The sequence below is a fragment of the Enterococcus sp. AZ191 genome (assembly GCF_051713845.1).
GTDB lineage: Bacteria > Bacillota > Bacilli > Lactobacillales > Enterococcaceae > Enterococcus_B > Enterococcus_B durans.
Genome location: NZ_JBIOQS010000001.1, coordinates 2,469,182 through 2,492,050 on the forward strand (window position 1 = coordinate 2,469,182; position 22,869 = coordinate 2,492,050).

16 protein-coding genes and 2 pseudogenes are annotated in these 22,869 nt (G+C 37.2%); 4 read left to right on the forward strand and 14 right to left on the reverse strand.

The window, feature by feature from the left end; all coding sequences use genetic code 11:
• Positions 1-275: 275 nt before the first annotated feature.
• Positions 276-1,772 (forward strand): ABC transporter permease, encoded by a 1,497-nt coding sequence (locus IGI47_RS11985; RefSeq protein WP_438784316.1) that lies wholly within the window; start codon positions 276-278, stop codon positions 1,770-1,772.
• A gap of 12 nt (positions 1,773-1,784) precedes the next feature.
• On the forward strand, positions 1,785-2,459 hold the full coding sequence (locus tag IGI47_RS11990; protein WP_081135572.1) for an ABC transporter ATP-binding protein: 675 nt from the start codon (positions 1,785-1,787) through the stop codon (positions 2,457-2,459).
• Positions 2,460-2,912: 453 nt separating this feature from the next.
• Here IGI47_RS11990 and IGI47_RS11995 read toward each other — a convergent pair whose 3' ends face one another.
• From IGI47_RS11995 to IGI47_RS12030, 8 genes and pseudogenes are all read right to left on the reverse strand, one after another.
• Positions 2,913-3,140, reverse strand: coding sequence for a CsbD family protein (locus IGI47_RS11995; protein ID WP_123862590.1), 228 nt, complete (start codon positions 3,138-3,140; stop codon positions 2,913-2,915).
• Between the two features lie 85 nt (positions 3,141-3,225).
• Positions 3,226-4,410: a beta-aspartyl-peptidase gene (gene iadA / locus IGI47_RS12000; protein WP_311930742.1), complete on the reverse strand. Its 1,185-nt coding sequence runs from the start codon at positions 4,408-4,410 to the stop codon at positions 3,226-3,228.
• Between the two features lie 74 nt (positions 4,411-4,484).
• Positions 4,485-6,224, reverse strand: coding sequence for a putative basic amino acid antiporter YfcC (gene yfcC, locus IGI47_RS12005; protein ID WP_005876662.1), 1,740 nt, complete (start codon positions 6,222-6,224; stop codon positions 4,485-4,487).
• A gap of 536 nt (positions 6,225-6,760) precedes the next feature.
• Positions 6,761-7,357, reverse strand: coding sequence for an SIS domain-containing protein (locus tag IGI47_RS12010; protein WP_438784317.1), 597 nt, complete (start codon positions 7,355-7,357; stop codon positions 6,761-6,763).
• Positions 7,358-8,757: 1,400 nt separating this feature from the next.
• The gene (locus IGI47_RS12015) at positions 8,758-9,108 is read right to left on the reverse strand and encodes a hypothetical protein (RefSeq protein WP_311930744.1); all 351 of its coding nucleotides are present in this window, start codon (positions 9,106-9,108) and stop codon (positions 8,758-8,760) included.
• A gap of 158 nt (positions 9,109-9,266) precedes the next feature.
• Positions 9,267-10,136, reverse strand: coding sequence for a UTP--glucose-1-phosphate uridylyltransferase GalU (galU, locus tag IGI47_RS12020; RefSeq protein ID WP_311930745.1), 870 nt, complete (start codon positions 10,134-10,136; stop codon positions 9,267-9,269).
• Between the two features lie 37 nt (positions 10,137-10,173).
• A complete protein-coding gene (locus tag IGI47_RS12025; RefSeq protein WP_438784318.1) occupies positions 10,174-11,193 on the reverse strand; it encodes an NAD(P)H-dependent glycerol-3-phosphate dehydrogenase in 1,020 nt (339 codons plus the stop codon).
• Positions 11,194-12,359: 1,166 nt separating this feature from the next.
• Positions 12,360-14,092, reverse strand: a pseudogene (locus IGI47_RS12030) (fibronectin type III domain-containing protein).
• A gap of 205 nt (positions 14,093-14,297) precedes the next feature.
• On the opposite strand from IGI47_RS12030, the gene IGI47_RS12035 reads away from it, so the two are divergent.
• Complete coding sequence (locus tag IGI47_RS12035) at positions 14,298-15,152, forward strand: helix-turn-helix domain-containing protein (protein ID WP_311930747.1); 855 nt, start codon at positions 14,298-14,300, stop codon at positions 15,150-15,152.
• A 120-nt stretch (positions 15,153-15,272) separates the two neighbouring features.
• Positions 15,273-15,914, forward strand: coding sequence for a lytic polysaccharide monooxygenase (locus tag IGI47_RS12040; protein ID WP_438784319.1), 642 nt, complete (start codon positions 15,273-15,275; stop codon positions 15,912-15,914).
• Positions 15,915-16,152: 238 nt separating this feature from the next.
• Here the strand turns inward: IGI47_RS12040 and IGI47_RS12045 are convergent, their stop codons facing one another.
• The 6 genes and pseudogenes from IGI47_RS12045 to IGI47_RS12070 form a co-directional block, all read right to left on the reverse strand.
• The gene (locus IGI47_RS12045; RefSeq protein ID WP_438784320.1) at positions 16,153-17,154 is read right to left on the reverse strand and encodes an SIS domain-containing protein; all 1,002 of its coding nucleotides are present in this window, start codon (positions 17,152-17,154) and stop codon (positions 16,153-16,155) included.
• Positions 17,155-17,166: 12 nt separating this feature from the next.
• The gene (locus tag IGI47_RS12050; RefSeq protein WP_438784321.1) at positions 17,167-18,216 is read right to left on the reverse strand and encodes an SIS domain-containing protein; all 1,050 of its coding nucleotides are present in this window, start codon (positions 18,214-18,216) and stop codon (positions 17,167-17,169) included.
• Positions 18,217-18,231: 15 nt separating this feature from the next.
• Positions 18,232-18,915: pseudogene (locus IGI47_RS12055) on the reverse strand (PTS system mannose/fructose/sorbose family transporter subunit IID); the annotation flags it as partial.
• Between the two features lie 72 nt (positions 18,916-18,987).
• Positions 18,988-19,458 (reverse strand): PTS sugar transporter subunit IIB, encoded by a 471-nt coding sequence (locus IGI47_RS12060; RefSeq protein WP_104660697.1) that lies wholly within the window; start codon positions 19,456-19,458, stop codon positions 18,988-18,990.
• Between the two features lie 12 nt (positions 19,459-19,470).
• Positions 19,471-19,890, reverse strand: a complete 420-nt coding sequence (locus tag IGI47_RS12065) for a PTS sugar transporter subunit IIA (protein ID WP_081135659.1) — start codon at positions 19,888-19,890, stop codon at positions 19,471-19,473.
• A gap of 76 nt (positions 19,891-19,966) precedes the next feature.
• Positions 19,967-22,735 carry a sigma 54-interacting transcriptional regulator gene (locus IGI47_RS12070; protein WP_438784322.1) on the reverse strand — a complete coding sequence of 923 codons (2,769 nt, stop codon included), beginning with the start codon at positions 22,733-22,735 and terminating at the stop codon, positions 19,967-19,969.
• Positions 22,736-22,869: the final 134 nt, after the last annotated feature.

Genomic DNA, 22,869 nt, shown 5'->3' on the forward strand with positions numbered 1-22,869 from the left:
AAATCGCTAGTATCAACCATTTTGTTTAATGTGAACCATTTGTTGTTCCTTTGATTGGGGGTAGAAAGAAGATAATAGGCTGAACCTTCTTAGTCTTCTTTCCCACATCATCCGTTACGAATATACTCCGTTCATTTTAACATATTTTCGGAAATAACTATAGTCAGATTTTCTAAGTTGTAAAAATCACTGCATAGAATAACAAAAGGGTTTAAGTTCTATTTAAGGTGACTTTCCTACACTCGTTCTTGTAACTATTAGGAGGGATACATACGATGAATTTTATGAAACGCGCACTAAAAAGTACCAAAGTAAAATGGGGACGTTCTTTATTGTTATTCGCAGTCTTTACTGCCATTCTTATTTTTGTACTGGCAGGTTTGACGATTCGAAGTGCGGCTGAACAAGCAGCAAAACAAGCACAAAAAGATGTTGGTGCGACTGTCACATTAAGCGCCAATCGTCAGTCAGCTTTCCAAAACCAAGAGGAGAATTCTACGGGTGATTCCTCATCAAGTGAGCGTCCAGATCCTGGCAGTTTTTCACTCACTCCTGTTTCGTTGAGTGACGCAGAAAAAATAGCCAAACTTAGTAATGTGAAAAGCTACTCTTTTGAAAGTTCTGCTTCCGCCCTTGCCAAGAGCGGGATCACCGCTATTTCCAGTTCTGAGTCTTCAAGTGATTCACAAAGTACTGATTCAAACAATACAAACGCTCCTGGCGGCATGGGTGGTGGACCACAAATGATGCAAGCAGATTTTCAGATCAGGGGTGTATCAGCTACTAGTCAAAATAGTAATTTTACAGATGGAACAGCAAAAATCACAGACGGTGAAGGAATAACTGCAAGTGATAAAGGGACGAACAATGTTGTCATTGATTCCACATTAGCTGAGGTAAATGATCTATCTGTTGGAGATACCTTCAAAATCACCAGTTCCAAAGATGAAGACACTGTATATGAAATGACGGTCAAAGGAATATACGAATCGACTGCTACAACCAGTAGTATGGGAATGAATTTTAGTTTTATGAATCCCTCAAATACACTTTATACCTCTTATACATTTGCGAATGAACTGAACGATACCACAGATGATGATACAATTGACTCAGCTGTTTACACTTTGACTGATCCGGATGAAATGGCTGATTTTATTTCAGAGGCAAAAAAATTGATCGACACAGATACGTTCAGTCTACAATCCAATGATGCATTATATCAATCCATGCTTGAACCGTTGAACAATGTTGCAAGTTTCTCTAAAAATGTTGTCTTGCTGGTAGCCGTTGCAGGTGTCATCATCCTGACATTGATTATTATGATCACGATTCGCGAGCGCCGACACGAATTAGGTGTCTTGCTCTCTTTGGGAGAATCACGAACGAAGATCATCCTACAATTGTTTATTGAAGTAGCGTTATGTATGATCCTAGCCCTCGGTGTGGCTTCGATCAGTGGTAATGTTGTAGCTAATGCAGTAGGTCAGCAACTTTTAGATCAACAGACAGAAAATACCTCTCAAAATCAGGGTCAAACACCTCCTGGTCAAATGCCCGATGGTAATGCCCAAGCTCCTGATGGACAGAGAAACAGAAGCAACAATAATCCGTTTGAAGTTTCCCAACAAGTAAGCGAACTCGAAATCAGTGTTCAGCCTGCACAATTAGGTCTTCTCTCCGGTGTAGCATTCGGTATCAGCTTACTCTCTGTTTTTCTCGCATCAATCGGAATTTTGCGATTAAATCCAAGAAAGATTTTACTAAACTAAAGGAGGAATTCGATGTTACGAACAGAACAATTAGGTTTTTGGTATCAAAATCCAGAGGAAGCACTTTATAAAGATGTCAATTTATCATTTGAAACAGGAAAGATGTACGCTATTTTAGGTGCGAGCGGTTCTGGAAAAACGACCTTTCTCTCTTTGATTTCAGGACTCGACCAACCGAAAGAAGGAAAGGTATACTACGAAGAACAATCATTAGCGAAAATCGGCTTACGGAATTACCGCAAAAATGATGTATCAATTATTTTTCAGGCCTATAACTTATTGCCGTATCTTTCAGCCGTTGATAATGTGATCGTCGCTATGGAAATCTCAAATGCCAAACATAAAGAGTATCGCCGAATAGCTTTAGAACGTTTAGCGAGAGTAGGTATCGATGAAACTCTTGCCAAAAAACAAGTGACAAAACTATCTGGCGGTCAGCAACAACGCGTGGCTATCGTCCGTGCTATCTGTTGCGAGCATCAATTGATCGTCGCCGATGAGCCTACTGGAAACCTTGATGAAGTATCTTCGCAAGAGATTGTCCACTTATTCCAAGAAATCGCTCATGAACAAAATCGCTGTATCATCATTGTGACTCATGAGTTAGAAGTTGCCAAAAGCTGTGATGAAATCTATGAATTAAAAAATAAAGAATTTGCTAAAATCACCCTTGATTCGCCAGAATAACTTTTTTGATTCGACACACGAAAAACATACTAAGATTAGAGGCTGGGACAGAAGTGTTTAACTCCGAGAAATAAGAAAAAATTAACGAAAATTGCTTTTCAAATTTTTGTGAATTTCTGCTTATTTCCGAAGGAGTTGCTTTTGCTCCCACCGTTTATTCGTTTTTAAAGAATAATTCCTAACTTTTGTCTCACGCTTTGTAGGTAACTAAATGAATGTGGGACAAATCTAACAATCAGGTTTGCTACAGACTCTCGAATAAACGGCATCCAAAAGTCAATTTTTTTGGAAATTTCAAACCAAAACGACCTTTGTCTCGACCTCATACTCTGAAGGCAAATAAACGGTTGGAACAGGAGTTGCTCCTGTTCCAACCGTTCTTTGTGCTTACTGAGTTGGGTATCATTTTATCATCATGTAATATTGGGAACTCCACATGATAAACATGGATACTTATTTTCGGTGATCGTCTTTTTTGGAGAATTTTTCTTTGATATCTTCAAAGCCTTCTTTGATGTCGTCGCCGAGGTCACGTGCTTTCCCTTTGATATCGGCACCTAAAGATTGAGCTTTGCCTTCTGTTTCTTTGCTTTTATCATTGGTAGCTTTACCGTATGCTTCTTTTCCTTCACCAACTACTTTATCTTTTGTATCTTCTGTACGACCTTTTAAATCTGCCATTCTAATTCCTCCCTTGATTTTCATCTCTTACTACTATCAGGGTATCATCAACTATAGAAACAGACAAACAGAATGCTTAAATTCCCTAGATCGTTTTTTCAAATGTTCCCCAAACTTTGACTTCCTGCTCTTTCACCATTATTTGTCCTTTGGCGATGACTGAATCAATCGTTAGTGTTTCCTTATCAAGGATACATAGATCAGCATCATTTCCGACTTGTATTTGCCCTTTGCCTTCAAGCTTTAGAATGCGCGCTGGGTTAGTTGTGATAGCTCGAAGTGCGATTTCCAATGGAATATTTTCCTTTTGGACGGCTTCTTTGATACCGACTAATAATGATTTTGCACTGCCAACACCCATCCCGATAAAATGGTTGTTTTCATCAAAATAAGGCAGGCTTCCTTGACCATCGGAAGTCATCGTAAAATTATCAAGAGCAACACCCGCATCTAATAATTGTTTCAATGCTTTACTGAAACGGACTTCTCCATCTGTTTTTTCCCAAAAATCAGGATCTTCGCTTGCAGTGAAATCGATAGTACCGCCATTTTTAGCAAATTCAATACATGCATCAAGTAATTCCTGTGTGCGATTCGCATGGGTTGGTAAAAATTGTGAAATAGGAATTTCGGTTTCTTCTACTACTTTTTTCAATAGTTCAAGTTTCCTTGTTCCTCCACCTAGATGGACATTCACGATTCCAGCTTTACCTGATAACATCCCACCCACACGTGCATCAGCAGTGGCACGAGCAAATTCTTCAAAAGTTGGCTGAGAAGAACGGTGATCAGAAACAGCAATTTCACCGATTCCGATTATTTTATCGATTGTCAAAAAATCTTTGATGATCGAATCAGTGACAGTTTTGACAGGTAATCGATACGAGCCTTCATATACAAAAGCAGTAATCCCTTCTGCTTCTAAGCCTTTCGCTTTACTAATGAGCGCTGTCATATCCCGCCCTTCACCATCTGTTCCTAAACAGCCGACCACAGTAGTCACACCAGCTGATGTCAATTGACTCAACGTGACTTCTGGCGTGCGATTTTGAAAGCCTCCTTCACCACCACCTCCTAGGATATGGAAATGACAGTCGATAAATCCCGGTGTCAACAGTTTCCCTTCCCCAGAAATTTCTTCCACCTCTAATTCAGAGTAACCACCTGTAATGTTTTCCTCTAGTGCAATGATCTTATTTCCTGCAAGCAAAACATCTAATTTTCCTAAATAATCTGGTGCGTATACTTCAATTTGTCGAATGAGTTTCATTTTTTTCTTCCTTTCTTGTAAAAAAGCAACTGCACCTGCTATAGGTCCAGCTGCTTTTTTGTTCTTCTATTCTTTTATTGTAAACCAATGGCTATCGCGATCATAATAAAAATCGTTCCCAGTACAAAGAAAAATCCTTGCATTTTTATCTGGAATTTTGCCCATTTAGCCCATTCGATACGTGCCACACCTAGTACCCCAATCAAACTTGCTGATACTGGTGTAAAAGCATCCATGAACCCTGAACCTAATTGGTAAGCTAATACAGCTACCTGGCGTGAAACACCAACTAAATCCGCTAATGGTGCCATGATCGGCATCGTCAATGCTGCTTGTCCTGAATTTGATGTAACGACTAAATTGAAGAGACTTTGGAAGATGTACATCGCCCAAGCGCCGATCACTGCCGGCACACCTGATAATAGGGAACCAATACTGTGTAAGATCGTATTTAATGCAGAAGGCACAGATGCATCTGAACCACCTAATACTAATAAGATCCCTTTCGCCATCCCTACAACAACTGCAGTTCCAGCTAAATCTGCCGCACCGGATTGGAAAGAAGAAGCGATATCATTGACTTTCATATCATCAAGTTTGAAAATCACAGCAATAATCCCAGCTGCCAATCCCATCACAAAGAACTGAGATGCAATTTCTGGAATATAATAGCCTTTCTGCGTAACGCCCCAAACGATCCAAACTAATACAGCCAACATTTCAACTAAGATCAACTTATGTCCTAAGGTAAATGCTTTTCGCTCATCCGTTGTTTTCTTCAAATGACTTCTGAAATATTCATCTGATTTATATGTTACAGAACTTTCCGGATTTTTACGAACTTTCTCTCCGTAGATCATCAAATACCCTGCAGATAACGCCGTAACGACAATCCACATGATCAAACGGAACGTGGCACCAGATAGTACTGGTATTCCCGCAATCCCTTGCGCTACTGCTACACTGAATGGACTCATCCAAGAAGTAGCATTACCAACTTGAGATGCTACGTAAGTCACCGTAACTGCAACGATCGAATCATACCCGAGAGCAATGACAAAGGGAACCATTACCATAGAAAATGGGATTACCTCTTCTGCCATCCCGAATGTTGCGCCTCCAAATGAAAAAGCGAAAAATAATAACGGTAAAGCAAGGCGCTCTAATCCTTTTGTTTTACTGATAAAAGCATAGATACCTGCATCAATAGCGCCGGTACGCATGATGATCCCAAACGCTCCCCCGACAACAAGAATCAAGGCAACGATCCCAACTGCAGAACCATATTTATCGCCAGAAACTAGACCTTCAAAAACAAAATTCAAAAAGCCGAATCCACCAAAATCATCGGTTCCCCAAATCTTCGCTGTTTTATGGAGTTTCTTAGAAGTATCATAAATGCTTTCTCCATATTGGTCATACAACACATCGTCCGTCAGAGAAATTTTGTCAAGTTTCTCTTGTGACAGATTTTTTTCTCCTTCAGAAATGACCTCTTCTAAGCCTTTTTCTGGAACATCTAGTTTTTCTCTTTGTGATGGGTTATCTTGTAAGTCCTCCAACTGGTCAAACACATAAGACTTGTCTAATTCATATGCATAACGGAATGAATCTTGTCGTAACACCGTCCGTGTACTAGTTTCTCCGTTTGCATCTTTATATTCAATGTCTTGTGTACTGAATTTTCCTGCTGGAACAAGAAATGTTAGTATCCATGCAAATATAACAACGCCAAAAATAATGACATACGTATGCGGAGTCGTCATTTTTGTAAGATCTCTTTTAGGTTTTCCCGAAGAAATTTTTTTCTTCAAAAGCAATTCTTCCTTTCTGTTTACAAATTTAATGAATAAAAAATGGATAAGCAACTAGATTATACAGTAAAAATATACTTGAGACATGAATTATTCATTAAAAAAATTTTTTTCTTTTGACTAAATAAAAATCTCCTAATAGTCATCAAAATATATCTAGTTAAGAAAAATAAGTATATTTTATAATTAATCTTCGATTAAAAAAATTTTCTATCTTTCATCTTTTGTAAAAAGTTGATCCATTTTTCTCATCATATGTAGATAACTGCTATTTATTCATTCCCTGATATTTCCAAATATATATTCATGTTTTCTACTATTTTTTTCGTGGAAAACGTTCTCTGCATAAATAAGGTCCTTTATTTAAGACTTTTTTTCATTCAATAGATAAACTTCATTGCAATAATCATAACTAATGTACTATAATTGCAGTGTAAAGAGTTTTGGGGAAGACTCTTTCATCAACGTGTATTAAGAGACAAGAAAGAATTCGCAAGAATTCTTTCTTGTCTCTTTTTAACTATATTTTCCATTTACTATTTCAGTTGGCAGACTGTAAAATAGATCATTTGTTGAAGCAATAGCATTGTAGCAATCGAGGTACCACCGCAAATCTCAGAATCAACATTTGGCAAAGTCAAGACACCATCATTCATCTTTGCATGGTTATCTAATACCAAATCTGCAAACTCGAATAATCGTAATCCACTACTGTGATGTGACTTGATACTTCGGGATAGATCAAATCCCGTGACAACGATCAATGTGTAGTCGTTGTCTTTGATCCACTGTGCTAATTCTATTATACTGGGATTTCTGCCTTCATTTGAAAGAAGCAAAAAGATATCTTCCGATTGTGTAGTAAGTTGCTCAATGATCGCTGTACCTGTTCCTTCTATTTCTTCATATATTCCATTTGCCGGATTTTTTATTAATGTTCCTGGGATCGATTCTGGCAGCTGTTCCCAAAATTCAAAAGCCACACCGCTAAGTGAGCGACTAGCAAATATCTGTAATTTTCCACCCAAAGAGATTTGCCGAGCTATCCATCTTCCGGCTTGTGACATGAGCGGTTCTTCGATTCTTAATTTCTTTTCCAATTGATTATAGTAATCAAAGTAGCGTAAACCCATCTGTTTCTCCTGCCTTTATATTCACGACAGAAACAGCTTCCTAATTTTAAGTGAGATAGAAACAGAAAGTGACTAGTTTGTGGTAGAGTAGCTAAATACAAAAAAGGTATCAGGCGTTCTGCCCAATACCTTGACATAGCAAATCAACAAGCAATCGATCCCTTGAAAAATCTACAGCAAGGGTAGAAATTTCACCTAAAATTAGGTACAATAAATAAGGTCGATGCAACTGCATTGACTATGGCAAATGATCGGTCAGGGTGTAGACGTGTGACTGGTCATTCCTTGGTAGTTAGTTGCCGCTAACTATCAAGGAGCCTTTTTATTCAGCTGTTTCTATCTGCAACTATTGTAAGTAAACTATCCTACTAACGCAAGTATGAAATAGCAAAAAAACAAAGATAAGAATTCTTTACATAACAATATTTTCAATATCACACTAGTCAAAATCCTATTAGTATAGGATTTTTTTATTTTGTTCCTAACAAGAAACAACTGTTATCGACAAATTAAATAAACTATTTTTGAACATTTACTTGCAGTTACACTACTATTATCTATAAAAGTTATTATTCCACTCAAGCACACCACTTCATTTACTCTTTCTTTTGTATTTTTCTATTATTGGTAGCAAACGTTTATTTCGCTATAAAAAATGTCATGTATTCCTGATAACTAAGGAATGACTAAAAAATCAATAGCTCAGATTAAATAACTAAAATTATGTATATGAATTGCAGTATTATCATGGTATCGTCTATTAAAAGAGAACGTTTTTTTAGTACAGGAGGATCAATTGATTGAAAAAATACATAGTCACTTTTTTTACAGAGGCTGGGACAGAAGTGTTTAACTCTGAGAAATAAGCCGAAATTCACGAAGGAGTTGCTTCTGCTCCCACCGTTTATTCGTTTTTAAAGAATGAGACAAAAGTGTTTCTTACTTTTGTCCCAGCCTCAACTCTTAGTTACTTTATCTTAGAAAAAAACATGTTGCAATATATATGAATCGGATCACTATTGATTGGTACTGCATTAGCTGGTACTGCTGTATCAGGTGATAGAATGAGGGCGAATCAAACAACGGGTTCTGAAAGCTATAATCGAAATTATTTTTTATATTCTTTAATTGTCTGTATTCCTTTCTTTATTCTACACAGTTTTTTTTAACAATATTTGACACTTGATTTATGACACATAAGGAAAAGAGAAAGTAGCCTCTAGCGATCTGAATTGCTAGTAGCTTCTTTCTCTTTTTTTGCTAAACATATTTCTAATCTGAAATTCCTGTAAAAACAATCTAACTAATTTTTTTCCCTTCCTCATGGCCACTGCTGGTACTTTTTTGAAGAACTTTATTTCCAACTATTCCAGAATTTCTAGTAAGCTACATCTTATGATCTACTTTTGTTGCCCTCTCCTACTCATAGAAGCTGCATGACGTCCTTTTTTACCCACATGAAATTTCTTAAATAAATGTGGGATATACACCAACAGATACAGTAGAATGAAAATAACAGCAAAAGTCAAAGCTTCCCAACCACCTAAAACAAGTTCAAGCATCAAACTTAAAATCGAGATTGTAGCCAAATACCAAACGAAAATTAAAAATGTTTCTTTTCGTTTGACCATTCTAAACATGACATATGCGCTAATCAGCAACACTGGAGTTAAAAACAACCAGTTATTTCCTTCCATCAGCCATTTCAATCCATCAAGAAGCGTTTGACTGATTGTGATTACTTTTCCCATGCACGATACACACCTTTTTATTTTACTTTTCTAAAAATCCGACTTTTCCATTCTACTATATAAATGAAGAAATCTCGTTCAATTTATCTGGCAAAATAGTTTTTTTAACAAAAATTAAAAACGATCATAGCTATATTCTTTACCTGTCTAAAGTGGAATTATAGTTCTTTGCTCAATTGAATCACGTATTCTTTCAGTGCCTTCCCAATTTCAGGATGGTGCAACCCATACTCGATACTAGTTTGCAGATAGCCAAATTTATCTCCGACATCATAACGTTTTCCTTCAAAGCACCGCGCAACGATCTTGTGTTCTTTGTTCAATCGATCAATCGCATCGGTTAATTGGATTTCATTACCGGCACCAGGTTTTTGTGTTTCTAAAATTGCAAAAATCTCTGGTGTAAGTAAATAACGACCAATAATAGCCAGATTACTAGGTGAATCTTCTGGTGCTGGTTTTTCTATCAATCCTTTGACCTGGTACAACCCTTGGCCTTCTTTTTCTCCTGGATCGATTATCCCATATTTTGAAGTATCTTTCTGATCGACTTCCATCACGGCAATTGCTGAAGACTGTGTTTGTTCATAATCATCGATCAATTGTTTAGTCAGCGGAACTTGATCCACCATCAAGTCATCCCCTAACATCACAACAAATGGTTCATTCCCTACAAAAGTCTTTGCCTGCAAAACAGCATGACCTAGCCCATTAGGATGTGACTGGCGAATGAAGTGAAGGTTTATTTTTGCTGTTTCTTCCACTAATTTCAACAAATCATTTTTGCCACTCTTACGTAGATTCATTTCCAATTCCACATTGGCATCAAAATGATCCTCGATTGGTCGTTTCTCTTTACCAGTCACAATCAGAATATCTTCAATCCCTGAATTCAGCGCTTCTTCGACTATGAATTGGATCGTTGGTTTATCAACGATCGGAAGCATCTCTTTTGCCATTGCTTTTGTGGCAGGTAAAAAACGTGTTCCTAATCCCGCTGCCGGAATGACTGCTTTCTTGACTTTCATCTTATTCGTCCCCTCACTCATTCAGCGAATGAAAATTCTATCTGAAAGAAAATTCATTTTCCATTTTTCCATCACGCAACATGATTTCTTTCGCTGCTTTTTTGATATCTTCACCCTCATATAACACTTGGTAAATCGTTTGTGTAATAGGCATATCTACTCCAAGCTGTTCTGCTAATTCTACGGCAGCCTTAGTCGTTGAGACACCTTCTACGATCATCCCCATATTTTCTAGCACTTCATCCAAGTTATGACCCTTTCCTAGCAGATTTCCTGCGCGCCAATTTCTTGAGTGAACACTTGTACAGGTAACGATCAGATCACCTACACCACTTAGTCCGATAAAAGTTAATGGATTAGCTCCCATTGCAACACCTAATCGACTGATTTCTGCCAAACCACGAGTCATGATTGCAGCCTTTGCATCATCGCCAAATCCTAATCCATGGATTGCTCCTGCACCGATAGCGATAATATTTTTCAAAGCAGCACCTGTCTCTACTCCGATGACGTCATTATTCGTATAGATTCTAAAATAATCATTCATAAAGAGTTCTTGAACATAGGCTGCTGCAGTTTGATCCGTACTAGCCGCAGTAATAGTCGTGATATCATGGACTGCTACTTCTTCCGCATGACTAGGTCCTGAAAGAACCACGATTGCTTGCCTTTTTTCCGCTGGTATCTCTTCTTCAATCACTTCGGAGATTCGTTTGTGTGTCCCTTGTTCTAACCCTTTACTGGCATGGATGATCACTGGTTTTGTATTCATTTTATTGATCAATTCTTGGGCAACGGCACGAATTGCTTTCGTAGGTACGACAAATAATACGGCATCTGCTCCGTCCACTGCTTCTGCTAATTCATGATATCCGATAATCGTTTCTGGAATTTTTAAGTCTGGTAAAAAATGTTGATTTGTATGATACGTATTGATTTCATCAATCTGTTCAGGAACATTCCCCCAAATACGTACGTCATGTCCATTTTCTACTAACGTTTGTGCTAAAGCAGTACCCCAAGAACCTGGGCCTAGGACTGCAATTTTTTGTCTCATGGAAATTCCTCCAAAATCATAGTTGATACTGTCCATTATAATATAGATTCTTTAAATATTGGACTTATTTTTGTCGTTTTAATTGTTTGTTTAATACTTGACTACATTATCAAGGAGTAACTTACTGTCCTTTTCCTATGACAGACGAATAGTATTTTTGAGTATAAGACACTTATTCACTCATCCATTGTAAAAATCCTACTAGTTTTTCCAAAAAGATTCAATCCATATCCTCTTCCCAGATTTCGTTAGCTTATCAATAAATTATTTTTTTATTTTATAATTATTAAATAACCATTTTTCATATGAAATCATTATGTTTTTTTAGATGACAAATCATCTCTAAAGCTATTCTAGATGTTGATTCAGAAGTTTTTTTGAAAAAATATTATTTTTTATTTTGTTGCAATAACATACATTTTAATCAACAGTGAAATAGCTTGTTATACTTATTTTATAGAAAGTTATTTTAATTATTCTTATCAACATCAAAGGAGGAATGTCGGATGGATTGGTCTGTTACACTTCCAGTAGTACTATAAAAGAAAATGATTACATAACTGATAAAAAGGTAAGGTGGATTCCTTGCCTTTTTTACTTGCTTCACAGCTTATTTTTTACCTTAACACAGTTAATCTACGAACCCATCCCCATAAATCCATCTAGAGTATCAAAATATCAGGCAATCAACAAGTTTCATTTTTTCCTCGACATGAATGATTTCTTTCATCACTTGACTAAGCGACTTCATCTTTTTTCATAAGTTATCGTTGTTGCGTAGGGAGTACTTTTTTGATCTCTTCCAAATGTCCTACCCTTATACTATGTATCAAGGTAAAAAATAATCATCTATGATATTTTTTCAGCAATTCAAATAAACTGGCAGTTTTGCATTGAGTGTATATGTTTCTACATAGTTATTAACAATAGACAAAAAAGTATCGGATCGTTTTTTTTAGATCCGATACTTTTTTTCTAAATCTGTGAAGCTAAACAGAAATGTTTCACTCTGAGAAATAAGAAGTGCTTTACAAAAAAATCTTCATATTTTGTTCGTTTTGGCTTATTTTCCGAAGAGTCTACTTCTGCTACCATATATTTGTTTTTCGATTATATTATAAATAATCCTACATGACGTTCTACATCTTTACGTATTTACGTACTCATTAGCTGATTTTTTGCCATAAAGCAGTAGTGATATCTGGCGCCCAAGAAGGGATTGCTGTGTGTGCTTGAAGGCAACGATAGGTTCCTCCTTTGTATGTCACAATTTCACCGACCCCATAAGCTTTACCGCTAGTCCATGTATCTCCTTGAGGACTTTCACCTAACGTTGTCGCTGTAACTGATGGACTTGCTTCCGATGTGCCAACTGCATTGATTGCTTTCACCTGATACACATAGCTGTTCGCGGACATTAATCCCGTATCAGTAAAAGTAGTCGTACCGGTAACTGCTATACGTACACCTTCTCTGTAAATCTCGTATTGCGTGACCTTTTCACTTGCATCATTCGCAGCCCAACTTATTGTTACAGAATCTTGTGTCACATTATTCACCGTTAATTCTCTCGGCACAGATGGCTTTTGTTCCGTTTCTTTGCTCGTCGTAATCGTTAATATGTCTGAACGTAAGGAATGATTGCCCGCTGTATCAACAGCTTCAATCGAAAATGAATATTGTGTTTCGGGTGTCAAGTTTACGACAGTATAACTTGCGGTATTGCTTGTCCCAATCAATTGATTATTTTGATAAATATTATAGTGTGACACTCGGACATTATCCGTTGATGGTGTCCAATGGAGTGAAACTGTCGAATGTGTTGTTGTTCCCTTTAAGTTAGTTGGTTTAGACGGTTTTTCTGTGTCTGGTGTTTTTTCTTTAAATAGATTTTGATAAGATTTAGCAAAGGATTCATTGTAGGCTACCCCTGCAGAATTCATCCCTTCATCCCAATTGGCACTCCAAGTCATCACTCCTTTTAATGGTGTATTTTCTTTCTCCATCTGTTCGAATACCTGATAGACAGTGGTTGGGTCTTTTACAAAGCCTTTAGCAGCCGCATCCTCATTAGCTGGGATTCCTATTGCCAATTTATTTGCAGGGATCTGAATGAAACCACCGCTTCCTTCATTGAATGATTTTGAAATACCATATAAAAAGTCGTATTTCCGACTATCATTGTTTTGCGCAATCCATTCTGTTCCAATACTAATTCCGTCACCCGCCTGATTATATAATTGCGGAGCGATAAAATCATATTCATTTTCTAATGCACGAACATATGGCGTATACGCCTGATTGTTTCTTAAATATGGAAATTCTGGTGCCATTGAGATAATAAAATGTTTGTTTTCTTTCTGATAATGTTCACGTACTATTTTTAAAGCAGCGGGTATGACAGATTGATTGTCTCCTGCTGCAACAGCAGTTTGCTCCAAATCAATATCTAAACCATCAAAGCCATAACGTTCGACTAAACGTATGATTTCGTTTGCAAAGGCCTGTTCCTCCCATTATGTAATTCAATGTGGGAGTCAGCACCTCCAAGTGACATCAAAACTGCTCGGCCTTCATTATTCAATGAAGCAACTTTTTGACGAAATTCTTGATCTGATACATTATAGGGGTTAAATGTCGGAATGCCTTCCCCTTTCATAAACGCTACAGAGATCACATTATAGAATGGATTGATTTTATCCAATGCCAAATTTGCTGGTTTACCACCACGATACCCTGCACCACGTTCCGCTTCCCAGTTATGGTAATAGCCGACAGAAATTTGTTTATTGGAAATATCTGGCATCGTATCCGCTGCATCTGCTGCTAGAACTGTAGTTCCACCACCTAATAATGTCCCAAAAAGCCCAACTGAAAATAATATTGTTTTTTTCTTCATGTTTTTCCCTCCTTATCTTTTTTACATTTTTAATTAAACCATTTTTTGATAGCGTATACATTTTTTTGTTTGGTATTACAACATTGAATTTCCCAACAAAAAATAACTTTGTTCAAATAATACAAATTAATATTTAATTTTATAGATACAAAGATAGGTGTTATGTTATGATTAATTCATCAAAAAATATTGGAGGGATCTGAATATGCCACAACACTCATCACTGATACGAAAATTACGTAAAGAACGAGGTTTAACTCAAGAACAATTGACAAAAGGAATTTCACAACGTGGGACACTTGCTGCCTTTGAATCAAGAGGAACAAAAATCGGGTTTGAATTGCTTTTCAATTATCTTGAACGTATGAATATCACTTTAGAAGAGTATCAGTTCCTCCTAAATAATAACAATCTTTCAAATAAACAAAAATTAACCAACTATCTGATTTATTCCAAAGACGTGTCAGCAACACAAGAAAAGGAATTGCTGAACGAATACAAAAAAACAGGGAATATCTATTATCGTTTGATCTACAGCCAGCGCAGATTGATTATCAGCTACCTCCGCAATGATCCTTTTAACGAAGAACTAAAAGAAGAAATTGAAGCGATCAAAAGATACCTGGAAACAATCGATACTTGGGGCCACTTTGAATTGACTGTCTTTTCTAACTGTCTGTTTATTTTTGATGACCAGTATATCATTCACTCCTTTAAAAACAGTGTCTCAAAAATGAAAGCTTACATAGATGCCACCTATTATTCTGAATTACTATCAAATTTCATTTTAAACGGCTTACGTCTCTCCTTTAATCGCCAATCAGTCACTCTTAGAAAACTTTTCTTGACCGAGTTAAGAAAAATAACGATGCATCATAAACAAACACTGGTTACCGCTCACTATAAGACTTTTTCTGCTTTGGATCTTTTAGCTGAAGGGGATCAGTCAGTGATTTCTGAAATCGATCAAAGCATTGCTTTCTTTGAATGGTTAGAATTAACATCTACAAAAGAGTATTATCTTAAATTAAAAAACACACTTATCCAAAAATATTCTTAAGACTTCCCTATTGATGATTCGCCCATATTGTTGCAATAACATACAAAATATTTTTATAAAAAAGTCCTCCGTTATACTAAAGTTGTAATAAAAAAAGAACATTTTAAGGAGGAACTATCAATGAAAAAAGTGGTACAGTTAGGATTAGGGATCATCTTGGCGACAGCAGGATTCACTGCACTATCAACGGTAGAAGTTTCTGCACATGGGTATATTTCTCAGCCTATCAGCCGTGGCTATCAGGGAAGTTTAGACAAAGACAAAAACTGGTCAGCTGCATTTGAAAAATATGGTGCCGTTATCAATGAACCTCAATCTTTAGAAACACCAAAAGGTTATCCAACAGGAGGACCTGCTGACGGTCGAATTGCTTCTACCAATGGTGCTGTTGGAGATTTCAAATTAGATCAGCAGTCTGCTTCTTTCTGGACAAAACAAACTCTCACAACTGGTCCGAATGATTTTACATGGAAATTCACAGCAAATCATTCCACAAGTAAATGGCACTACTATATCACTAAAACTGGTTGGAATCAAAACAAACCACTTTCTCGTGACGAATTTGAATTTATTGGTGAAGTAGACAATAATGGAAATTCTTCCGCTACGACACCGACCCATACGATCAATATTCCAAGCAATCGCTTAGGCTATCACGTCATCTTAGCTGTTTGGGATGTCGCAGATACAACCAATGCTTTTTATAACGTCATTGACGCAAATATCCAAAGCCCTACAATTTTAAGTAGCTTAGCAAACTAAAAAAACATACCAAATAAAAAGATACACTCTGATTTTCATAATCGAAAACTACCGCTCAAGTCTCTTTTAGATTCTTGAGTGGTAGTTCTTTTATCGGACGATCAATTGGATGTTCTTTTTTTACCTATTCCAAAAAATAGCCATAAAAATCACCTCATTTTATTAAGAAATCCTCTTGATATATCTCATTATTTTCCTAAAATCAAGGCAGCTCTTTTTACCTGTGTACCCAGTCTGATCAATAATCAAACTGACGGTAATACCGACGGATATCCAATGGATGACAATTCAATTTTTCCACATATGCATCGATCCGCTGTGTGACTGCATGCATCAATAAATAAGAAAGTACTCGACCACGATAAGCTTCATCTATTCCTTCAATCGGGTAATCTTTCGTATCGATCAACGTATAGTTGGCACAAATCTTAGGTAGTAGTCCTGCTACTCTTTCAGCTAAGACCCGCTGTTCATCTTCACCTAGGAACAATGTGGCTGGTGTCGTCTCCTCGATTACTTCCAATGTTCCATGTAAAAATTCAGCTGCATGGATAGATTTTGATCGAAGCCAGCTTTGTTCTTCCCAATAACACATCGCATAGGAATAAACCGCGCCCCATTGATTTCCAGCTCCAATAAAGTAATGCATTGCATCATGCCGATGCTTTTCAGCAAAAGCAAGGCCAAATGCATCTGCTTTTTTCTCTGCTTCCACCAAACCAATCGCTAAATATTCTTCCAGTTGTTGGTAATAATTTTCATAATCCTCAAAATCACCGTTTTTGTGCATCAAGCGATCTGCTACCATAAAGAATTTGATTTGCTCTGTTCCTAGAGCAGGATAGGTGATCGTGTAATCACAAAGTCGTGCGAGTGGGCTGTCTTTTGTATCGATGAAGCCGATCAACGTTGCTCCGACTTTTTTTATGTCTTCCACTGCACGCACTACTTCTTGTGTCGTTCCAGTAACTGAGGATAGTACTACGATTGATTCTTTTGTTAACCGCTTGTTCCCCGTTGTATAATATTCAGCTGCATGCTGGATAAAAATAGGGAGATCACTCTTCCCATTGATATAAGTAACGGCTTGCATCGCTGAAGCATATGTGCCACCAATGCCTAAATAGTAAACTGCGTCAAATTTCCCATAAAGTCCATCAATGATTTCTTCTACTTGGGGACGTAAAGCTAAGGCACCATTAATCGCTTCTATTTGTTGTTGTTCGTTGAATTTTAACATATTATCCACCTCTTAAATTTTACTTTTTAATACACGATCAAAATCACTAAATATTTTTTGACTCAAATCGATTCCTTTTCCAGTGGCAATCTTATAAGCCAATACTTGAAACGGCACAACTAAGCCTAAGCCAGATAGATATTCTTCACATGAAAATGCTACGCTCAAACTATTTTCCTCTGCTGTTTCCTCTGTCGTAACCGTAAATGTTGCCCCTACGTAAGGGGCCATGTATTCTTTTAAGCATCTTGAACGTTGCTGATTTTCGCTTTTTGCTTCTATAAAAAACAACACATGTGAAGAATCAGCCTCCAGGTAAGGACCATGCATATATGTTTCTAGTTCAAATCCTTGTGAAGGTTCTCGAACGGTCTCTGTAAATTTGGTCTCAACCTCTTTTGCTGTTCCCCAGTTAGGACCATAACCAATCGCGATAAACCGTTTTGCTACGCGAAACAGTGCTTGATTCTTTTCATAAAAAGCTTCGGTTCGCTGAATATTCTCAGGAATTTCTGTGATGATCTTTTTTAGCTGATCGATTTTTTCATGTCTTTGCGTTTCCGTGATCTGCCCTTTACTTACGCCAATCGTTATTCCCAAAAGGATCAGCTGTAGAACGGTTGCTGAATACCCTTTTGTCACAAATCCAACTTTTTCAATCCCGATCCCTAGATCGATTACTTGATCCGTTTTAGAAGCAATCGGACTATTCTGATCACTTGTTATTGCAATCGTCTGGATATTTTCGGTCGGAATCGCTTTAATCGCTGTGACTGTTGACGCACTTTTTCCGCTTTGTGAAACGGCAATAACTGTATCTACCGTCGTTGACAAGTGCCCATAGTGTGTAAAATGAAATGGTTCTTGGATATCTACAGTTAATCCACCGTAACTTTCTAATGCAGGTTTTGCTGCTAAACATGCATTAGAAGAAGATCCAGTTGTAAGGATCATGACATTTTTGATAGATGTATAAGCGTCCTTGCTTGAAAAATCATATGCCTCGATAATTGCTGATAATGTTTCGTTTTCCTCGTGGATATAGTCCAACATTGTGACCATTTGCTTCCCTCTTTTCTAAAAAATACCGATCCATGAACCAGCAATGCCAAATATAGCTAATCCAATCAAGATCATTAAAGGTTTTACTTCTTTTTTCAATAAATAGAACACTGCGCCAAATGCGCCTAAACATAAAATATTGGGAACAATATCATCGAAAATACTTTGCACAGTTACTGCATTTTCACCCGATCCGATTTTCAAAGGAATATTGATACTGATCATCGTAGCAGTCATTGCACCAACTACCATCAATCCAATGATCGAAGCACCAAATGTCAAACTTTCCATCATTCCATTTGCTTGGATTTTTTTCAAAAATCCGGTTCCCAATCGATAGCCCCAACCAGTTGCTAAATAGCGAAGCAAAATGTGTGGGATATTAAAAATCAGAAGAAAAAGAATAGGGCCCAAGATGTTCCCTTGCAATGCAAGTGACGTGCCAACACCTGTGGCGATCAGGCGTAAAGTCCCCCAAAAGAAGGAATCTCCGATGCCAGCTAAAGGTCCCATGAGAGATGTTTTGATGCTATCGATAGCTGTCACATCAAACTCTGGATCATGTATATTTTCTTCTTCCATGGCGGCATTTATCCCTAAGATCAGGGTGACGATATGTGGCGTCGTATTGAAGAATTCTAAATGGCGTTTCAAGGCTGCAGCCATGTCCTCTTTCGTATGGTAAAGCTTTTTTAGGATATTCTGATTGTGCAACAAAAGCAACTAGTCCTAAAAGAACCGCTTGTAGGATCATAATTTAACCTTCCTTTCTCATAAAACTTCTTTGGCAGCTACTTTTTTGTCTGCAGGCACTTGACGGATTTCAACTTCTACTTGATCCGCCAGCAACTGTTTCAATAATTCTTCTTCTTCGGGTAAAACATTGACCGCTTTTCCTAAACTTCTCGTTCCTTCTTTCGCTTTGATCCCTCCTAAATTGATGTGTTTGATCTCAGGGCAAGCTTTTGCTAATGCATAGGCATCTTTGATCGATTCCACCACAATGAATAATTTGTATTTATCTGTGACACCACTTTGCAACGCACTGATTGAATCTTGAATCGATTTGATCACTAACTTTACGCCCTGTGGTTTAGCCAATTTGATTGTTGTTTTACGTATTTCATTCTTTGGTACATCATCATTTGCAATCAAAATACAATCTGCTCCGATTGCCTGTGTCCAAGAAAATGCAACTTGACCATGTAATAAACGGTGATCTACTCTTGTTAAAATAATCATTTGTTATCCCTCCTAAAATTCTTCTTCTTCGATTTTTGTTTTTATGCTTTCATTGCAGAACTGGATCGTTTCTTTCGACTCACGTAATGCTCGTTGAATCAATTCAGTGATTGAATCTACCATTTCGACTTGTGCGACGATCTCGATCAACAAAGGTAAGTTCAATCCAGCAATCAAATAGATGTTTGGTTGATCAATATATTGTAAAAATTCATTATTCACGCTTCCGCCAAACAAATCGGTCAAAATAATCAACTCTTTTCCTTTATGTTCCTCGATCAATTGTTTAACTGATTTGGTCAGATCAAATGATTCAGACATATAACAATCTAAAGCAGTGATCGAATGATGCGTCCCATAGATAAGCTCCAACGAATTTAAAATGCCCGAAGCAAAATGTCCATGGGAAGCAATGATGATTTTTTTTTCCACTTTAACACCTCTTTCTTACTCTCAATTTAAATAAAGCAAGATACATGCCAAAAATAGTGGCCGTATCTTGCTTTGATCAGAATTCTTCGTCTTTCCCTATCTTCTCTTCAATATTTATCAAAATATCATAGATATAGGCTACCTCTGAAGTAGGAATCTTGACACTGTAATGTTCTTCGATGACACTAAATGCTTCTTTTATAGAATCAAACATTTCTTTTTGACACTTCGATATCATCTCTTGACCGTGATAATTTTCAATGGGAATTTGTCGGATCAGACGTTCAATCAAACAGCTGACATGGACGTAAAGCGCGATCTTTTTTGGTGTACTGATGTCTGTAGCCAATCTAAGTTCTAATTCACGTACGAAATATTCGATCTCTGTCATTACTTTTTCCGTATCCAGAATCGTGACCGACTCTAAAACTTTTTCCAATGAAAAATTACGTACGAAGCGCTGATCAAAATCTCCCCTTTCTTTTTCGGGAAAAATTGGTACTAACCATTCAGTAAGCTGATCAATTTGTTCTCCTGAGATCAAGGACTCTATAGATAAATAGGGCGTAACTTCAATTTGCGGGTTCATCGTTCCAATGACGCCTATGACATCATACATTGAGAAAACAGTTTCTTTTTTCTTTCTTTCAGCTAACACATGATATTCGTAGGGCATGATTTTTAGCGCATGATTTGTTGGCAAACTTTTTTCCAATAATTCAGCCATATGAGTGGCTGTTCCTATCCCTGTAGCACAAGTGACGAGTAACGCTTTTGGTTTATGTTTTTCAGGATAGATGATCTTCCATTCTGATTTCGTAGCATCAACGGCTTGCTGAACGATCGTCTTTAGATCCAAAAGGTTCTGCATTTTTTCACCGATCGTGATCGCTAAAGGTGTCGTCACATTATTCAAGATCACGATCGGTGCAAATACTTGATCTTTAAATAATCGATAGATTTCCTTCAAAGAACCCATGTCCACTAGGATGATCAAGCCGTTCGATAGATCATGATGGTTACTGTAATCAATGATTTCATTCGCAATTTGTTGTGGCGTCACATCTAGTGGCATGTCAAATGATTCAAATAGATCTTGTCCTAATAAACGATTCGCGACATTTGCCATACTGCTAGCTGTTGCATACCCGTGTGCGGCTATGATCGCTTTGGGGATACTTTGCTCTTTTGACCATTTTGTCCGTTTCAGATAGATCGTTAAAATTATTTTATCCAACAACGTGCTATCTAAATCTAGTTTTGAATGCGTCAACTCCAAAATACGCGTAGCATACTGATAATTAGCTGGATAAAGCAACTCCAATTGCTGGGATAATCCCTTCATTAATTGAAGGATTTCTTCTTCATCTGGTAGCCATTTGACTGTACTACGCTGATACAGATAATAACTTAATGCATACACGGTGTTCCCATCAAATCTGATTTGATAGGCACTTTCCATCTGTTTCAGCGTTTCACGGATCGTATGCATCCAATAGACCAGTAATTCATGCTTTTCTTGTCGGCTTGTCTCAAAGAGCAAAAAATCAAATAAATGCACAACTTCTTCTTTTAATTTATCCTCGCAATTGTTCAAAGAGGTACCACTTTTTTTGAAAGTCAAAAGCAACTCTTCAAAACAACGAATGATCCGCTCTTGTTCTGGCTGCCTTTTTTCCATTAAATATTCAAGGTTCTGTTTATCAGTGATCCATACAGCTGATTGGGTCGAATTATTATTGGGAGAAAGCGTTAAGAGATATTTTTGCAAATGTTGCAGTTTGATACATAGCCTATCTTCTTCTATCTGCTCTGCGAATGCTTTTGCTACCGCAACCTTGACGTTATTCTTCAATTCTCCGATATTGCCGCTAAAATCCTGATTCGATAAAATCGTCAGTACTTGTCCACTTACTTTCATGGGATACTTGATTTTTCGCTGTTCAGCTAAAAAAAAGGAATAGATCAATTCCAGTCGTTCTTCTTTTCGCCGTTCTTTTAAAGAAGGTAAGTCGATTTTGATCGGTATCCTACGTGTAAAAGTGTGGAGAAAATGGCTTGTTACTTCTTCTGTTGTTGCAAAGAACAAACGAACATCGACTTTTCTTGCATGGTTCGTATCTCCCATGCGATAGATGATTCCTTTATCTAAATACGTAAACAACTTTTCTTGTCCTTCTGGACTTAACCGATGGACTTCATCCAAAAAGAGGATACCTCCATCTGCGGCCTCAAATGCACCTATTTTATCTTGAACTGCGCCTGTATAAGCACCTGTGACATGACCAAATAGATTACTTGTTAACAATTCTGGATTATCCGCATATTGTGCACAATTCAATGTGATGAGGGGAGCGTTTTCTGTCAGCAGATCATATTCCAAACAATATTGATAAATAATGTTTACAAGATAGCTTTTACCAGTTCCACTTTCTCCTGTAAGCAAGACGGGAAGTCCCCCATCAGGATAAAAAATAGCTGTTTTGATTTGCTCGATACTTTCTTTGAGACTGGCGTCATGACCGATCACTAATGAAAATAAATCTTTACTGCGCGCAAATATTGGTTTTTCTTCCTTTATTTTATTTGTCGAAGAATAGAACGTCTTGCTTAAAGGAAAAAATTGATGTTCAAACGCACTTTTATGAAAATAATAAACCGGTCGTGAATTCACTTTTACTAGCAACTCTTCCTCATTTAATTGATTTAAATAATGGCTGATCGTATTTCGTTTCACGTTGAAATATTCTGCCAATTTCTTCGCTGTAAACACATCGCTTATCTGATCGATATCGATAAAAGCAGTTTGATTCTCTAAATAAATCAGAATTTCTTTTTTTAGCATTTTTTTCACCTCTCTCCAATAATAGAAAACGCATTCATTTTGTCAATAAAAGATTTTGTTTTTTTCACCATTGATTCAAAAAAAGCGGACCAATCAGTGAAAGCGTTAAATTCACTTTAAAGTTTCATTTATGA

Bases quoted from the DNA above. Each gene is read 5' to 3' on its own strand.
- IGI47_RS11985 (WP_438784316.1), top strand. From the start codon at position 276: ATGAATTTTATGAAACGCGCACTAAAAAGTACCAAAGTAAAATGGGGA.
- IGI47_RS11990 (WP_081135572.1), top strand. From the start codon at position 1,785: ATGTTACGAACAGAACAATTAGGTTTTTGGTATCAAAATCCAGAGGAA.
- IGI47_RS11995 (WP_123862590.1), bottom strand. From the start codon at position 3,140: ATGGCAGATTTAAAAGGTCGTACAGAAGATACAAAAGATAAAGTAGTT.
- iadA (WP_311930742.1), bottom strand. From the start codon at position 4,410: ATGAAACTCATTCGACAAATTGAAGTATACGCACCAGATTATTTAGGA.
- IGI47_RS12010 (WP_438784317.1), bottom strand. From the start codon at position 7,357: ATGGGTTTACGCTACTTTGATTACTATAATCAATTGGAAAAGAAATTA.
- IGI47_RS12015 (WP_311930744.1), bottom strand. From the start codon at position 9,108: ATGGGAAAAGTAATCACAATCAGTCAAACGCTTCTTGATGGATTGAAA.
- galU (WP_311930745.1), bottom strand. From the start codon at position 10,136: ATGAAAGTCAAGAAAGCAGTCATTCCGGCAGCGGGATTAGGAACACGT.
- IGI47_RS12025 (WP_438784318.1), bottom strand. From the start codon at position 11,193: ATGAGACAAAAAATTGCAGTCCTAGGCCCAGGTTCTTGGGGTACTGCT.
- IGI47_RS12035 (WP_311930747.1), top strand. From the start codon at position 14,298: ATGCCACAACACTCATCACTGATACGAAAATTACGTAAAGAACGAGGT.
- IGI47_RS12040 (WP_438784319.1), top strand. From the start codon at position 15,273: ATGAAAAAAGTGGTACAGTTAGGATTAGGGATCATCTTGGCGACAGCA.
- IGI47_RS12045 (WP_438784320.1), bottom strand. From the start codon at position 17,154: ATGTTAAAATTCAACGAACAACAACAAATAGAAGCGATTAATGGTGCC.
- IGI47_RS12050 (WP_438784321.1), bottom strand. From the start codon at position 18,216: ATGGTCACAATGTTGGACTATATCCACGAGGAAAACGAAACATTATCA.
- IGI47_RS12060 (WP_104660697.1), bottom strand. From the start codon at position 19,458: ATGATTATTTTAACAAGAGTAGATCACCGTTTATTACATGGTCAAGTT.
- IGI47_RS12070 (WP_438784322.1), bottom strand. From the start codon at position 22,735: ATGCTAAAAAAAGAAATTCTGATTTATTTAGAGAATCAAACTGCTTTT.